Origin of the sequence: Streptomyces sp. NPDC093510 (assembly GCF_040683555.1) — a bacterium.
Classification (GTDB): domain Bacteria; phylum Actinomycetota; class Actinomycetes; order Streptomycetales; family Streptomycetaceae; genus Streptomyces.
Genome location: NZ_JBFBEE010000007.1, coordinates 322,535 through 338,111, shown reverse-complemented (window position 1 = coordinate 338,111; position 15,577 = coordinate 322,535). Strand labels below are relative to the sequence as shown.

General features: G+C 70.9%; 12 protein-coding genes. 3 read left to right on the top strand and 9 right to left on the bottom strand.

Annotation, left to right across the window (positions count from 1 at the left end):
- Nucleotides 1-6: 6 nt before the first annotated feature.
- Together AB0N81_RS14185 and AB0N81_RS14180 are read right to left on the bottom strand one after the other, a co-directional pair.
- Entirely contained in the window at nucleotides 7-654 is a 648-nt protein-coding gene (locus AB0N81_RS14185; RefSeq protein WP_365358075.1) for a 3-oxoacid CoA-transferase subunit B, read from the bottom strand.
- Complete coding sequence (locus tag AB0N81_RS14180; RefSeq protein WP_365358074.1) at nucleotides 654-1,460, bottom strand: CoA transferase subunit A; 807 nt, start codon at nucleotides 1,458-1,460, stop codon at nucleotides 654-656. Before AB0N81_RS14180 ends, AB0N81_RS14185 begins: the two co-directional genes overlap by 1 nt.
- A gap of 204 nt (nucleotides 1,461-1,664) precedes the next feature.
- Between AB0N81_RS14180 and AB0N81_RS14175 the strand changes: the two genes are divergently transcribed.
- Nucleotides 1,665-2,177, top strand: coding sequence for a MarR family transcriptional regulator (locus AB0N81_RS14175; protein WP_365358073.1), 513 nt, complete (start codon nucleotides 1,665-1,667; stop codon nucleotides 2,175-2,177).
- Here the strand turns inward: AB0N81_RS14175 and AB0N81_RS14170 are convergent.
- From AB0N81_RS14170 to AB0N81_RS14155, 4 genes are all read right to left on the bottom strand, one after another.
- Complete coding sequence (locus AB0N81_RS14170) at nucleotides 2,107-3,042, bottom strand: DUF3048 domain-containing protein (protein WP_365358072.1); 936 nt, start codon at nucleotides 3,040-3,042, stop codon at nucleotides 2,107-2,109. The two genes, AB0N81_RS14175 and AB0N81_RS14170, sit on opposite strands and share 71 nt — an antisense overlap.
- A 39-nt stretch (nucleotides 3,043-3,081) precedes the next feature.
- Nucleotides 3,082-4,878: an FAD-dependent oxidoreductase gene (locus tag AB0N81_RS14165; protein WP_365358071.1), complete on the bottom strand. Its 1,797-nt coding sequence runs from the start codon at nucleotides 4,876-4,878 to the stop codon at nucleotides 3,082-3,084.
- A gap of 168 nt (nucleotides 4,879-5,046) precedes the next feature.
- A complete protein-coding gene (locus tag AB0N81_RS14160) occupies nucleotides 5,047-6,120 on the bottom strand; it encodes an ATP-dependent DNA ligase (RefSeq protein WP_365358070.1) in 1,074 nt (357 codons plus the stop codon).
- Nucleotides 6,121-6,295: 175 nt separating this feature from the next.
- Nucleotides 6,296-6,829 carry a GNAT family N-acetyltransferase gene (locus AB0N81_RS14155; protein WP_365358069.1) on the bottom strand — a complete coding sequence of 178 codons (534 nt, stop codon included), beginning with the start codon at nucleotides 6,827-6,829 and terminating at the stop codon, nucleotides 6,296-6,298.
- Nucleotides 6,830-6,965: 136 nt separating this feature from the next.
- On the opposite strand from AB0N81_RS14155, the gene ligD reads away from it, so the two are divergent.
- Complete coding sequence (gene ligD, locus AB0N81_RS14150; protein WP_365358068.1) at nucleotides 6,966-7,997, top strand: non-homologous end-joining DNA ligase; 1,032 nt, start codon at nucleotides 6,966-6,968, stop codon at nucleotides 7,995-7,997.
- A gap of 71 nt (nucleotides 7,998-8,068) precedes the next feature.
- On the opposite strand, the gene AB0N81_RS14145 is transcribed toward ligD, so the two are convergent.
- Nucleotides 8,069-10,285, bottom strand: a complete 2,217-nt coding sequence (locus AB0N81_RS14145; protein ID WP_365358109.1) for a family 16 glycoside hydrolase — start codon at nucleotides 10,283-10,285, stop codon at nucleotides 8,069-8,071.
- Nucleotides 10,285-12,699 carry a ThuA domain-containing protein gene (locus AB0N81_RS14140; protein ID WP_365358108.1) on the bottom strand — a complete coding sequence of 805 codons (2,415 nt, stop codon included), beginning with the start codon at nucleotides 12,697-12,699 and terminating at the stop codon, nucleotides 10,285-10,287. Before AB0N81_RS14140 ends, AB0N81_RS14145 begins: the two co-directional genes overlap by 1 nt.
- Before the next feature lie 329 nt (nucleotides 12,700-13,028).
- Between AB0N81_RS14140 and AB0N81_RS14135 the strand changes: the two genes are divergently transcribed.
- A complete protein-coding gene (locus AB0N81_RS14135; RefSeq protein WP_365358107.1) occupies nucleotides 13,029-14,090 on the top strand; it encodes a multicopper oxidase domain-containing protein in 1,062 nt (353 codons plus the stop codon).
- 5 nt (nucleotides 14,091-14,095) lie between these two features.
- Here the strand turns inward: AB0N81_RS14135 and AB0N81_RS14130 are convergent, their stop codons facing one another.
- A complete protein-coding gene (locus AB0N81_RS14130; protein ID WP_365358067.1) occupies nucleotides 14,096-15,574 on the bottom strand; it encodes a HEAT repeat domain-containing protein in 1,479 nt (492 codons plus the stop codon).
- Between the last annotated feature and the right edge of the window lie 3 nt (nucleotides 15,575-15,577).

The window sequence follows — 15,577 nt, the reverse complement described above, 5'->3', positions numbered from 1 at the left end:
GCGGTGTCACGAGGGGAAGCCGTCCGGGACGCGGACCCGCGCCGCGGTCTTCGAGGCGATCTCCCGTGCGGTGACGCCCGGCGCCGCCTCGACCAGCTCCAGACCGCGGCCGGTCACGTCGAGGACGCCGAGGTCGGTGATGATCCGGTCGACACAGCCCTTGCCGGTCAGCGGCAGCCCGCACTCCTCGCGGATCTTCGCCGAGCCGTCCTTCGCGGTGTGCGTCATGACGACGATGACCGTGCGGGCGCCGTGCACGAGATCCATCGCCCCGCCGATCCCGGTGATCATGCGGCCGGGGATCGCCCAGTTGGCGAGGTCCCCGCGCGCGGAGACCTGCATCGCGCCGAGCACGGCGACGTCGATGTGACCGCCGCGGATCATCCCGAAGGAGAGCGCCGAGTCGAAGAAGGAGGCGCCGGGCAGCACGGTCACGGTCTCCTTGCCCGCGTTGATCAGGTCGGGGTCGACCGCTGCCTCGGTGGGGTAGGGGCCCACTCCGAGGATGCCGTTCTCCGACTCCAGGACCACTTCCACGCCCGGCGGCAGGTGGTTGGGGATCAGCGTGGGCAGCCCGATGCCCAGGTTCACGTACTGTCCGTCCCGCAGCTCGCGCGCGGCCCGGGCGGCCATCTCCTCACGGGTCCAGGCCATCAGCCGCCCACCGCCCCCGGCGCGGCACCAGAGCCTGTGCCGGCGGCCGGTGCCCCCGAGACCGTGCGCCGTTCGATGCCCTTGTCGGCCGCCTGCTCGCGGGTGAGCGCCACCACCCGCCGCACGAAGATCCCCGGCAGGTGCACCGCGTCCGGCGCGATCCCGCCGGGCTCCACCAGCTCCTCGACCTCCGCGACGGTCACGCGTCCGGCCATCGCCGCGAGCGGGTTGAAGTTGCGGGCGGACTTGTTGAAGACGAGGTTGCCGTGGCGGTCGCCCTTCGCCGCGCGCACCAGCGCGAAGTCGGTGCGGATGGCGTGCTCCAGGACGTACGGGGTGCCGTCGAACTCCCGCACCTCCTTGGCCGGGGAGGCGAGCGCGACCCCGCCCTCGCCGTCGTAGCGCCAGGGGAGCCCGCCCTCGGCGACCTGTGTGCCCACGCCGGCCGGGGTGTAGAACGCGGGGATGCCCGCGCCGCCCGCCCGCAGCCGCTCGGCGAGCGTGCCCTGCGGGATCATCTCGACCTCCAGCTCGCCGCCCAGGTACTGCCGGGCGAACTCCTTGTTGGCGCCGATGTAGGAGCCGGTGACGCGGGCGATCCGGCCCGCCGCCAGGAGCACCGCGAGGCCCGAGTCCATGGCGCCGCAGTTGTTGGAGACGATCCGCAGACCCGAGACGCCGGACGCGTGCAGCGCGCGTATCAGCTCCACGGGCACGCCGCTCAGGCCGAAGCCGCCGACCGCGATCGCCGCCCTGTCGGGGACGTCCGCCACCGCCTCGGCAGCCGTGGCCACCACCTTGTCCATCCGCGCGGCCTCCCTCTCCACATGGTCAGGGCAGAAACAGTCAGGGCACTGACTATTTTGGCGAGGATAGGAGCACTCGAACTGGCGCACAAGACCTGGGTAGTTACGAGAGCGGGGCGGGTAATGTTCAGTGCACCGACGGAAACGCGTCGGGGAACGCACCGACGAAAAGTGTCGGAGAGTCCAAGGAACGCGGAGGAACCCATGGCGGCGGTGGACCTTGCCACCCACCCCGGGCACCTGGCCCGGCGGCTGCAGCAGGCGCACCACCTCCTGTGGAACACGATGGTGTCCGAGGAGATCACGTCACCGCAGTTCGCGGTCCTCAACGCACTCGCCGCCGAACCCGGCCTCGACCAGCGCACCGTGGGGGAGCGGGTGGGCCTCGACCGGTCCACGATCGCCGAGGTCGTCGCCCGGCTGATCCGCCGGGAGCTGCTCGACAAGGTGCGCGACCCGCGGGACGCCCGCCGTTACCTGCTGCGCCTCACCGACGAGGGCAGGCGTACGCACCGCGGGCTGACCGTGCGGACGGCCCGGATGAACCAGGTCCTCCTCGCCCCGCTCTCCACCGAGGAGCAGTCCGTCTTCCTCGACCTCATCCAGCGGGTCGCGGACGCGGCGGAGGACCTGCGCAACCCGACGCTCACGCCTTCGCGTACACCACCCACACCTGCCCCTTCGCGAACGGCAGCCGCCCGCCGTCCGCCGTCGTGAACTCGGTGCCGCCGTCGGCCGTCGGACGCTTCCACCGCGCCTTGTAGGCGCGCCCGTCCCGCAGCACGCTCGCGTTGCCCTCGCCGACCGTCTCCGTGAACGGCGAGACGCTGCCCGCGCGGTCGTGGAAGCGGGACGGCCGCACCTTCACGTACTGCACGACGACCGTCGACGCGCTCAGCTCCTTGCCGCCGGACGTCCGCGCCCGCTCCCCGTCCATCGCGATGCGCCAACGTCCCTCGTACTCCACCCAGTCGAAGGTGAAGCGGGCCGCGGGGAAGCGGACCGTCCGCCGTGTCTGCGGTGTGCCGCCCTGCGGGCGCGGCCCGAACCGGAACCCCGCGTCGGCCAGGGCGTCCGCGCTCGGGTCCGCCTTCAAGGCGGCCGGGCGTACGAACAGGTTGTGCGGTGCGGGCTTCGCGCCGCCCCGGTAGTAGGCGCCGCCGGGCGCCTTGCCCGGCGGCAGCGCCCGCACGGGCGCGCCGGCGATCAGCGGCAGGAGCTTGGACTGCGCCCCGGAGAAAGCGAGCACGGGCCGGTCGAACTGCCGCAGGAGCTCCAGATCCGTCTCGCGCGCGCTGCGCACGGGCCCGACGGCGGGCGGCAGCTGTGACGCGTACACCGCCATCAGCCGGCTGAGGCCCGTTTCCACCTGCTCCACGTAGACGACGTCCGCGGCGTCCAGGCCGGTGTGCGGGCGCGCCGGGCGTACGTTGTCGATCTTCACGGCGAGCACGGTGCCGCCCCCGCCCGCCTCCGGGCGCTTTCCGTCCGCCCCTTCGATCGTGCAACCGGACGCCAGGGCGGCGAGTGTGATCGCCACCGCCGCCCCGGCCCTTGCCCGTGTCCGCGTCCGCCGTGTCATGCCGAAGTCCTACCCCGAACGCGGCCGAACCGCAGCCTCTCAGCCCAGATCGAGGGCGTTGCGCAGCCCGAGCCGGTAGCGGGTGCGGTCGACGCGCTTGAGGGCCTCGATCGCCGGGACGCGGTGCAGCGGAGTCACCGTGCACGGCTTCTGGTCCGATCCCGCCTGCTTCAGCAGGGCGTTGACCGCCTGCCGGGCCGAGGCGTTGGCGCCCTCCATCGTCGCCAGGTCGATGTCCACGGAGACGTAGTCGCCCGAGAGGAAGAGGTTCGGGATCTTCGTGGCGGCCGAGGGGCGGTTGTGGAACGTGCCCACGGGGTGGATGAGGAGCTGGTCCTCGTTGGTGGGGTTCGGCGTGCCCAGACCGTCGACGCCCGGGTCGAGGAACCACGAGTGCAGCTTGCTGTCGCTGAGGACCGTCTTCCCGGTGTCGTTGAGGGCGGCCTTCAGCTGCGCCCACACCTCCTTGGCGACCTCCTCGCGGGTGCACTGCTTGGCCGTCTTGCCGTACAGGATGCCCGGCTTGTCCCACTCGGAGATGTCCACCGACAGGCACTCGACCGCCACGCCGTCGCCGTAGTCGGCCGGGAAGTCGCGCTCGGGCCAGTGGCCCGCCTGGGCGATGCCGGTCAGCGACCAGGGCGAGTCGATGAGGTTGAAGTGGCCCTTCACGACGGGCGGCCGCTCCGTCAGATAGAACTGGATGCCCGTCATCCAGTCCGTCTGCAGCTTGTCGCAGCGCGCCAGCTGCGGGTCGGCGGCCTTGAGCTCCTTGCTCCATGTCCGGCGCGCGTGCTCCACAGGCATGGCCTGGACGTAGTGGTCGGCGGTGATGTCACGCCGCACGCCGTCGGGGTCCTCGATGACCGTCTTCGTGATGCGGCCGCCGCCGAAGCCCAGCTCGCGCACGGTCCAGCCGATGCGGAACTCCACGCCCAGCGACTTGAGGTGGGTGACCCACGGGTCGATCCACGCCTCGTTGGTCGGCGCGTTCAGGATGCGGTCGGGCGGGCCGTCCGCGCCCTGGCCGAGCGCGTTGAGGACGAACGCCTCGCCGAGCGTGCCGACGGTCCGGGTGCTGGCCTCCTCGGCCTTCGTCGCCACGATGTTGCGGGTCACGCCGATCACGAGGATGCGCTGGTAGTCCTTCGACATCCGCTCGGCGCGGGTGAAGTCCCACCAGGGCGTCGACTCCCAGTCGTCGTCCCGGCGTTCGTCGCAGCTGGTGAGGAAGACCAGGGCGCGGTTCACGAAGTACGCGGCCTCGTGGGCCGGCAGGTTGAACGCGGTGTCGAGCAGCGCGGTGAGGGCCCGCCGGATGTCGTCCAGGGTGAGCTGCTCCGGCTCACTGCCCGGCCACGGGATCGGCATCCGGATGTCCTCGCGGCCGGTGCGCGCGAACGACATCTCGCGGGGCGCGATCAGGTTGTCCCACACGCCGTTCGGGTTCCCGGGGAACGGGATGCGGCGCATCGTGTCCGGGAGGTTGTGGTAGATGCCCGGGATGAAACGGAAGCCGTGTTCGCCGGGCAGCGGCTTGCGGTTGCCTTTCGCGCTGCCCGGCACGTCCATGCTGCGGGCCTTGCCGCCCAGCTCCCTGCGCTCGTAGACCGTGACGGCGAAGCCGCGCTCGGCCAGTTCGTGGGCGGCCGTGAGCCCGGCGACGCCACCGCCGAGCACGGCCACCGACTGCTTCGCCCCCCGCGGCGCTCCCGGCGCGGCCGCCGCCGCGGGCAGCGCTCCGGCCCCCACGCCCAGGGCGGCCGCCCCGCCCACCGCCGCGGCTCCCGCGACGAACCCCCGCCGCGTGCTTCCCTCGGCACCGCTGTGCCCCATGCCCCGCCCCCTTACCGTCGGTAACTGACGTGTCAGGCGCAGGAGCATACGGTCACGGCCGATGGGGCGGAAGCTACCCGGGTGCCGAATCGAACAATGGCGTGATTGCGGTGGTCCGTGAGGCGCCCGGCAACGGGTGCGGTGAACGGGGGTGGCTGGCGGGCGCGGTCAGCCGGTGGTGGTCCCCAGCGCGTCCGCGAGGTCGTACCGCACGGGCTCCTCCAGCTGCGCGTACGTACAGCTCTCCGGCGTCCGGTCGGGGCGCCACCTGCGGAACGCGGCCGTGTGGCGGAAGCGCCGCCCGCCTTCCATGTGGTCGTACGCCACCTCGCAGACGAGCTCCGGGCGCACCGGCACCCAGGACAGGTCCTTCTTGCCCGACCAGCGGCTCGGGGCGCCGGGCATGCGGGACGTCTCGTGCGCGGCCTCGTCCGTCCAGGACGCCCACGGGTGCCCGGCCGCGGACTCCATCCGCAGCGGCTCCAGCTCCTCGACGAGTTCGGCGCGGCGCTTCATCGAGAACGCGGCGCTCACACCCACGTGCTGCAGGGCGCCTTCCTCGTCGTAGAGCCCGAGGAGCAGCGAACCGACGACGGGCCCGCTCTTGTGGAGGCGGTACCCCGCGACCACGCAGTCGGCCGTCCGCTCGTGCTTGATCTTGAACATGAGGCGTTCGTTCTGGCGGTAGCGCAGGTCGAGCGGTTTGGCGATGACGCCGTCGAGACCCGCGCCCTCGAACTGCTCGAACCACACCTCCGCCACCTCGGGGTCCGTGGTCGCGGGCGCGAGGTGCACGGGCGCCGTGACGCCGGCCAGCGCCTTCGACAGCAGGGCGCGCCGGTCGGTCAGGGGCGCGTCGAGCAGCGCCTCGTCCGCCAGGGCGAGGAGGTCGAACGCCACGAACGAGGCGGGCGTACGTTCGGCCAGCGTCTTCACGCGTGAGGCGGCGGGGTGGATACGCTCCGTGAGCGCGTCGAAGTCGAGGTGGCCCTCCCGGGCGATCACGATCTCCCCGTCCACCACGCACCGCTCGGGCAGCCGCTCCCGCAGGGCCGTCACCAGCTCGGGAAAGTAGCGGGTCAGGGACTTGCCGGTACGGCTGCCGAGCTCGAGCTCGTCCCCGTCACGGAAGACGATCGAGCGGAACCCGTCCCACTTGGCCTCGTACTGCATGCCCGGCGGGATCTTCTTCACGGGTTTGGCGAGCATGGGCTTCACGGGCGGCATGACCGGCAGATCCATGATGCAAATTTAGGCGGCGCCCCCGGGGGCCGCCTGTTCAGCAGAGACTCTCGACTCGCTCGCTCGCTCGCTCACTCACTCGCGTTGACCCCTGCCCGAAAGCGTGTGCTTGCCTGGACGGTGATCACTGCCCTCCTCGCCGGCTTCGGCACCGTCGCGGCGGCCGCGGCCCCCGTCAGGCCTCGTACTCGGTGAGGTCGATGGAGTGGACGCGCAGTGGGTCGCCGGTCACCGGGTGGGTGGTCTCGCGGTCCAGGGTCATGCCGAGCTTCCGGATGACGTTGGCGGAGGCATGGTTGCCGATCCGGTCGATGCTGATCACGCGGTCGAGGCCGCGGTCCTGGAGGGCGAACTCGAGGGTGGCCTGCGCGGCTTCGGAGGCGTAGCCCTGGCCCCAGAACTGGGAGCCGAGCCGCCAGCTGATCGCGATGTCCGGCAGGCCCTCGGGCAGGAACTCGGGGACGGAGAGGCCCGTGAAGCCGGCGAGCTCGCCGGAGGCGAGGAGCTCTACGGCGAAGAGCCCGAAGCCCTCGTCGTCCCACTCCTCCTCCCAGCGCTCGATGTCCTCCGCGGTCCTGTCCAGGTCGTGCACGGGGCCGCCCTCGACCCAGCGCATGACCCGCGGGTCCGCATTGATGTCCGCCATGGGTGCGAGGTCGCCGTCGTGCCAGCGGCGCAGGAGGAGGCGGGGGGTGCGGATCTCGGTCATGACCCCCATCCTGCCGAAGGTGGGACCACCGGCGAAATCGGCCCCCACCTGGACGGTCAACCGCACAGCCGAGACTTCAGGGCAGGGCATATCATCCGATGTGCGGCGAATGTCCGAGGCGCTTAGCGTGGCTCGCATGGGTGCAGCCAAGGGCAAGAGCGCGGCCGTGGAGATCGACACGGGGGAGCGGACGGTACGTCTCTCCAGCCCGGACCGGGTGGTCTTCCCGGAGCGTGGCTTCACCAAGCTCGACGTCGCCCAGTACTTCGTGGCCGTCGGCCCCGGCATCCTCCGCGCGCTCCGGAACCGCCCCACGACCCTCCAGCGCTACCCGGAAGGGGCGGCCGGCGAGTTCTTCTACCAGAAGCGCGTTCCGAAGAACCACCCCGACTGGATCCCCACCGCCACCATCGCCTTTCCCAGCGGCCGCACCGCCGACGAGATGTGCCCCACCGAGGTGGCCGCCGTCATCTGGGCCGCCCAGTACAACGCCCTCACCTTCCACCCCTGGCCGGTACGCGGCGACAACCTCGACCACCCCGACGAGCTCCGCATCGACCTCGATCCGCAGCCCGGCACCGACTACACGGACGCGGTACGGGCCGCCCACGAACTCCGGTCGGTGCTCGACGAGTTCGGCGGTCTCATCGGCTGGCCCAAGACGTCGGGCGGGCGCGGGCTGCACGTCTTCGTGCCCATCGAGCCGCGCTGGACCTTCACGCAGGTGCGCAGGGCGGCCATCGCCGTCGGGCGGGAGCTGGAGCGGCGCATGCCGGACGCGGTCGCGACGGCGTGGTGGAAGGAGGAGCGCGGGGAGCGGATCTTCGTGGACTACAACCAGACGGCCAGGGACCGCACGATCGCCTCCGCCTACTCGCTCCGCGCCCGCCCGCACGCCCCCGTATCGGCGCCCCTGCGGTGGGACGAGGTCGAGGACGCCTGCCCCGAGGACTTCGACCTCGCCACGATGCCGGGCCGCTTCGCGGAGGTCGGAGACCTCCACGCAGACATGGACGACCGGTCCCACTCGCTCGAAGCGCTCCTGGAACTGGCCACCAAGGACGAGCACGACCACGGCCTCGGCGACCTGCCGTATCCGCCGGAGTACCCGAAGATGCCGGGCGAGCCGAAGCGGGTGCAGCCGAGCAGGGCCCGGCACGAGGAGTAGCCCGCACGGCAGCGGTGCCCCCGCCCCGGACGGGGCAGGGGCACCGAGGAGCGGCACGGCGGGAACGCCGTCTACAGCTCCTTGATCCGGATGTCCCGGTACGACACCACGTCCGTCACGCCGTGGACCTGGAGTCCGACGTAGCCGGAGGCGTACCTGCGGCCGTCCGTGCCCGGGTCGTCGGCGCGCGGCGGCGTGAACTCCTGGCCGCCCGTGTTGTCGAACTCGTTGATCAGGACGCCGTTGCGGTAGACCGAGTAGTGCTGGTCCACCACACGGATCTCGTAGTCGTTCCACGTGCCCTTCGGAGTGACCCCGGCACCGGCCAGACCCACCCGGTCGAAGCCGTAGATCGACCCGGTTTTGTACATGTCGCCGTCGGGCCGGTCGTGGACCTGCACCTCGTGCCCGTACTTGATGGCGACCCACTCGGGGCGCGGCTCCTCCGGGTGGTCGTGGACCTGCGGGAAGCGCACGAACACACCGGAGTTGGTGTTTCCGTTGCCCGGCGCGTCGTCACGCCACTGGAGCTTCAGCGAGAAGTCGCCGTACTTCCGCTCCGGGAACCAGAGCATGCCCATGCCCTGGACCGAGGTGGAGCTGGTGATGGTGCCGTCGTCGTTGAGACCGAACTTGCCGCCGCCCACCTGCTCCCACTGGTCGAGGGACTTCTGCGTGCCGTCGAAGAGCTTGCGGTAGCCCTCCGTCTGGCCGGGCTTGCCGATGCCGGACTGCTTCGCGGCACGGTTGATCTTGTTGTACTCGCGCTTGTCGATCTCACCCGCCTTCAGGAGCTTGTTCGTCACGCTCTTGACGTGCTTCAGGAAGAGCGCCTGCGAGGTCCACTCCTTCTCGTCCTCGATCAGCTCGCCGACGCGGCAGCGGTTGTTTGTGACGCGGTTGGGGATGCCCGTGTCGACCGTACCCACGAACACCGTCAACCGCTCGTCGTACTCAGGGCAGTTGGGGGCCGGCACGCCGCCGCCCTCGGCCACCGTGAAGGAGGCGGTCCTCGCATCGGACGCGTTGCCCGCCTTGTCGCTCGCCCGGTACGCCACGCTGTGACGCCCCACGCGGTCGACGACGACCGGCGCCTCGTACGCGAGGTAGGGGCCGCCGTCCAAGGAGTACTCGACCTTGTCGACGCCCGAGCCGGCGTCCGTGGCGGCGACCGTCACCTTCGCCTTCCCGAGGTAGGCACCGGCCGAGTTCTTGTCGCCCTCGACCTTCGCCGACGTCTCCGGAGGTGTCCTGTCCTCCACGGGCGGTGCGACGACCGTGAAGTCGACGGCCTTCTCGGCCGCCTGGTTGCCCGCCTTGTCGGACGCGCGGTAGCGGACCTTGTGGGCGCCCGCCTCGTGGACCATGACCGGCGCGGTGTACGCGGTCCAGGCGCCGTCGCCGATCGCGTACTCGGTCGCGCCGACGCCGGAACCGGTGTCGGACGCGGCCACCGTGACCGTCGCCATGCCGACGTACTGCCCCTGGTCGTTCTTCTCGCCGGACACCGTGGCCGACGTCTCCGGAGGCGTCTTGTCGTCCGTCGGCGGCGCGACGACCGTGAAGTCGGCGCTCTTCTCGGCCGCCGCGTTGCCCGCCTTGTCGACGGCCCGGTAGCGGATCTTGTGGGCGCCGACCTGGTCGACGACCACCGGCGCGGTGTACGGCTGCCACGCGCCATCCGCCCCGACCGCGAACTCGATCCTGTCCACGCCCGAGCCCTCGTCCGTCGCCGTCACGGCCACGGAGGCCGAACCGACGTACGCGCCGTCGGCGTTGGTCTGCCCCGCCACCTTCGCCTCGGTCACCGGCGCCTCGGCGTCCTCGCCCCCGCCCTCGGTCACGACCAGGACGCCCTGCATCGAACCGTGGCCGGGGATGGTGCAGTGGTAGCGGTAGCGGCCCGGGGTGAGCGTCACCTCGGCGGTGTGCTTGCCGCCCTGGTCGTCGTTGGGGTTGGCGAGGATGTTCAGCGTGACGTCGTCGTTGTACTCCGGGTCGGAGCTGTCGAACGTCAGCGTGTGCGGCATGCCCGTGGTGTTGCCGGTCGCCTCGCTGTTCTCGAAGACGATCGTCGCGGGGCCCGCCACCGCGGTCGTGGGCGCCGACTTGTACGCGGCGATGTCGTTGTCGGCGGTCCAGGTCAGGGTCTGCGCGGCGGCGATGCCCGGGTTGTCGGGACGCGCCGTCGCCGCGGTCGACGTCAGACCGAGCACCATCAGGAGCGCGGCGAGCAGAGCCGTCCACAGTGTTCGCGTCGGTACGGTCCGCCGCGTCGGAGAACGCATCATCCCGCCTTCCTCGCCAGGTCACCGGCGGCAGGGGTCGCCGCCCCGCCCTTGTACGTCACGCGCCACAGCGCCGACTTGGCGTCCGAGGTGAAGAAGCCGCGGCCGTAGTCGAGGACGTAGAGCGAACCGTCCGGCGCGAACTTCCAGTCCATGAGGTTCTTGATGGCGTCGTTGCCGATCGGGATGATCTTCTTCAGGGACTCGGCGTGCACCGGGAGCCCGCCGCTGCCCACCGTCTTCGGATCGGTCACCACCGCGTGCCGCGGCTGGTCGGCGTCGTAGAGGTCACCGACGAACCACTTGCCGTCCCAGTACGAGGGCCACTTGTCGGCGCTCGTGCTCGCCGCGTCGTAGCGGTACACCGGGCCGTTGATGGCGGCCTGGCCGCCGCCCTTGAGCCACGGCAGGAGGATCTTCTGCTCCGACGTCTTGTAGCTCGGCACGCCGTTCGCGTCCCGCGGGTAGTCGACGCCGCCGCCCTGCGGCGAGTACCAGATGTTGTTGGGCTCGGCCGGCGGGATGTTCACCAGGCCGTCGTTGTTGGGTGACTCGTTCTTGAGGTTGTCGCAGTCGTACCAGCCGAGCGGCTTCGTCGGGTCCGGCAGATTGCGGTCGCGGTAGGGCTGGTTGTTGCCCATGCAGTACGGCCAGCCGCGGTTGGAGGCGTGGGTGATCGCGGCGAAGGTGTCGTACTTCGCGGGTCCCCAGGTCGTCGACGGCTGACCGGCGTCGGGGCCGACCCAGCCCGCGTACAGCGTGTCGGTCTTCTTGTCGATGGAGATGCGCGCGGGGTTCCTGACCCCCATCACATAGATCTCGCCGCGCGTCTTGCCGCCGCCCTCGGCCTGCTCCTTGCCGGTGAAGAGATTGCCTTCGGGGAGCGTGTACGTCCCGTCGGCCTCCGGGTGGACGCGCAGGATCTTGCCGTTGAGATTGTTGGTGTTGCCCGCGGTGCGGCGGGCGTCGGCGAAGGAGACGCCCTTGAAGTTCGGCTGCGGGTTGTTGCCCGAGTAACCGTCTGAGAAGCCGGAGGAGTTGTTGTCACCGGTCGCGATGTAGAGGTTGTTCTTGGAGTCCCAGGCCATCCCGCCGCCCGAGTGACAGCAGCTGTGGATCTGGATCGGCCACTTCAGGAGCACCTTCTCGCTGCCCATGTCCAGCTTGTTCGTGGCGCGGTCGAGCGTGAAGCGGGAGACGTACCGCTCGGCCATGTGCGTCTCGCGGTTGATCTTCGAGTGGGGTGTGTAGTGCAGGTACACCCACCCGTTCCGCTCGAACTTCGGGTCCAGCTCGATACCGAGCAGGCCCTCTTCGACCTTGGTGAGCTCGTCACCGCTGCCCTTGTTCCCGAAGACCGTCAGGGCGCCCGCGAGGCTCACCTTCTTGGTCTTCGGGTCGTAGACGTGGATCTCGCCCGTGCCCTTGCCGATGTCCGGGTTGTTCCAGTCCGTGATCACCGGCTGGGAGGAGTCGGCGCCGCCCCGCCCGATGTACAAGACCTTGCCGTCGGGCGCGGTGACCAGGCCGTGCGGCTCGCCGATCTGGTCGTTCCTGCCCGGCTGGTTGGCCTGGGTGAGGCGCTCCGCCTTGTAGTTGGTGTCGATCGTCCCCTTGCAGTCGGCGCGCGCGATGCGGGTCGTCCACAGCAGGGCGCCCCGCAGATGACCGCGGAAGTCGGCTTCGTCGTACGACGCCGCCGTACCGCCCATACCGGTGTAGAAGGAGCGTCCGCCGTCGTAGTCGCGGCACCAGGACACCGGGTGGTCCCAGCCGTTCGCACCGGCTCCCGGCTTGTACGTCGTCTCCCGTACCCGAGCGACCGTATGCACTTCACCCGAGGGGTTCTTCGCCCAGTTCAGCCACCGGTCGGGGCGCTTCCACTGCAGCGGCAGGTCCTTCGTCGCCGGGTTCCGGCGGTCGCCGACCTCGACGGTCGCGCGCTGCACGTCCGTCGGGCTCGTGTCGGCGGGCCGGGCGCCGATCAGGCCGGTGAACCAGTTCGAGTACGGCTCGGCGCGGGCGGCGTCGTGGATGCCCAGGAAGCCGCCGCCGGCCTCCATGTAGGTCTCCAGGCCCGCCTCCTGCTCGGCGTCGAGGACGTCCCCGCCCCCGGTCAGGAAGGTCACGGCGTTGAACTTCCCGAGCTTAGCCTCGTTCGTGAAGACGGCCGGGTCGTCCGTCGCCTCGATCCTGAACCGCTGGCCGGCCGGGCCCGACCGGCCGATCTTCTCGATCGCCTCGATACCGGCGTCGACGACGGGCGACTCGTCGCCGCCCGCCGCCGAACCGTGGAAGACCAGGACCTTGACGTTGGCCCCGCCGGGCGGCGAGGGAAGGGACATCGTTGTCAGCGCCGGTTCCGGATAGGGCCGCGCGGAAGCGGCCTGCGCGGAGAGCGCCCCGGTGACCATGGCGCCGGACAGCAGCGCGGCCGTCCAGGCCCTGCGCGAACGGTCCGGTCTGCGTCGTGCTCGGCTCAACCCTCGTACGTGCAAGGGCCTTTGATGCGGTGTGCGCCGCATGAGTACACCCACCCCTCGTCGGTCACAGCAACAGCGCCGACGAAGCTAGACCTCTTTTCGCGACTCGCCAAGAGGTATCACCGCGATAGCACGAACTTTGTCCTGTGTGTGGATAAACAAAGATCCGGCCGATACCGTGTGGCCGTCCCCGGGGCCTCCTGTGCCCCGTCAGCCTCCTTACCGCAGTGGGGAGTTCCTCATGACCGAACCGACGGAATCTGGACAGGCGGAGCTTCAACCGGCGGATGCTGGTGGGCGGCGCGGCAGCGGCGGCGGGGGTGACATCGTTGTCGGTCGCGGCCGCGCCCGGGGCGAGCACGGCCGAGGCGCCGAGGACCGCGCCCGCGGGCGGCGAGGTCAGGCGCATCAAGATGTACGCGGAGAAGCTCCCGGACGGGCAGATGGGGTACGGCCTGGAGAAGGGCAAGGCCTCCATACCCGGGCCGCTCATCGAGCTGAACGAGGGCGACACCCTGCACATCGAGTTCGAGAACACGATGGACGTGGCCGTCAGCCTGCACGTCCACGGCATGGACCACGAGATCTCCAGCGACGGCACCAAGCACACCAGGAGTCACGTCGAGCCGGGCGGCAAGCGCACCTACACCTGGCGCACGCACGCCCCTGGTCGCCGCAAGGACGGCACGTGGCGCCCCGGCACCGCGGGCTACTGGCACTACCACGACCATGTCGTCGGCACCGATCACGGCACGGGCGGCGTCCGGAAGGGGCTCTACGGACCGCTGATCGTGCGGCGCAAGGGCGACCTGCTGCCGGACAAGACCTTCACCGTCGTCTTCAACGACATGACGATCAACAACAAGTCGGGCCACGACAGCCCCACCTTCGAGGCCACGGTGGGCGACCGGGTCGAGTTCGTCTCGATCACCCACGGCGAGTACTACCACACGTTCCACGTGCACGGTCACACCTGGGCGGACAACCGCACGGGCCTGCTGACCGGCCCCGACGACCCGAGCCGGATCCTTGACGACAAGATCACGGGGCCGGGCGACTCCTTCGGTTTCCAGGTCGTCGCGGGCGAGGGCGTGGGGGCCGGGGCCTGGATGTACCACTGCCATGTGCAGAGCCACTCGGACATGGGGATGGCGGGGCTGTTCCTGGTGAAGAAGGCGGACGGGACGATTCCGGACTATGAGCCGCACCATGCGGCCGGGTCCTCCGGGTCCTCCGGGTCCTCCGGGTCCTCCGGGTCGTCCTCCAAGTCCTCCGGGAAGTCCGGATCCTCCAAGTCCTCCGGGGGGCACAGCCACGGTTAGCGTGGTCAGCGTCCGGCGCGCAGCCGTTCCAGCAGCTCGGAGAGCATCTCGGCGAGGTCGTCTGGGTCCGGGTAACTCTCCGGGTCCGCACAGCGGTCGGTCCAGCCCGACGCCTCCAGACGCTCCAGGGCGGCGACGAGGCGGGGACGCACGTCGTCCGGCGGGCTGAACCCGCCGCTGAGCGAAGCGATCTTGCAGGCCGAGACGAACCCCCAGTGCGCGTCGGGGGATTCGAGCTCGTGGAGCAGCCGGTCGTACGCGTCAGGAACGTTCCGCGACAGGGCGTGGCGGAGGCTGAGCGCGCGGATGTCCGGGACCGGTGAGCCGGCGTGGCGCTCCAGGGCGTCGGTGGCGGCCCGGGCGTCGGATTCCGCCGCGCAGTCCAGGCCGGCCAGCGTCCGCGCGGCGGACACGCGTACGGCGGTTTCCGGGTCGTCGTCCAGCAGGCCGATCAGCCCGCGCACGGCCTCCCCCTCCACCGGGGAGCCCTCGGCCATCGGGTCGAGGCCCTCGGCGGCGGTCTTGCGCACCTCGGTGTCGGGGTGCCGCAGCCCTTCGAGGAACAGCGCGAGCGGGGGCTCGTCCAGGGGTTTGTGCATGTGGAGCCAGTCGTAGCAGCGCAGTACCTCGCTCAGGACGTGGGCGTCGGGCCCGCCCGCGGCCAGCCGGTCAAGGACAGCGAGCACCGAGCTGTACCGGAGCACGCCGTTGAACAGGAGGAGGTCGGAGAGGGTCTCGATGCCGAGCGTCCTGCGGTCCGGATCGTCGTCGCCGCACAGAGCGAGGGCCTCGTCGACCACCAGCCCGATCTGGGCGCGCTCCGTCCAGGACTCCTCCGCGGGAAGCTCCGCGATCTCGGCCAGGACCTGGCGGCGCTCCTTGGCGCCCGGCGCGAGAGGGAGCGCTTCCGCGAGCAGGGCCCGCGTCCGGCCCCGCAGCGGCTCGGCCTCCTCGGCGGACAGCGGCTCGTTCCTGCGTACGACGAGCGTCGCCAGAAGGACCGCGAGGTCGAACGCCAGATCGCGCGTGAAGGTGCCCGGCCGTCCGAACCGGTCGATCCCCTCGTCGGTCCAGCCCTCGCCGCGCAGATACGTGAGGCGCTGCCGCATGTCGTCGCACAGGTCCTCGCCGAAGTCCCGCGGCGCCGGGGGGCCGCCGAGCTCCGCCATGAACTCGGTCCACTCCCGCAGGAAACCCTCCGGGTCGTCCAGGTGCCCCGCGAAGATCCGCTCCGTCCGCTCACGCACCGCGGTGTCGCGCCGCAGCACGGCAGCGAAGCCGTCCACCACGGTCTCGTGGAAGTCGTCCGCCCAAGGCTCCCGGGCCACGGCCGCCGCCAGCTCCCGGAGCGCCCACTCCGGCTCGGCCGCCTCCGCCGCGTCACACGCCGCCTTGGCCCGTACCGCCACGTCCGGATCCCGCAGCGCCCCGGCCAGCTCCTCGTGCAGCTCCGCCTGCTTGCGCTCTCTCCGCTTCTTGAACATGGG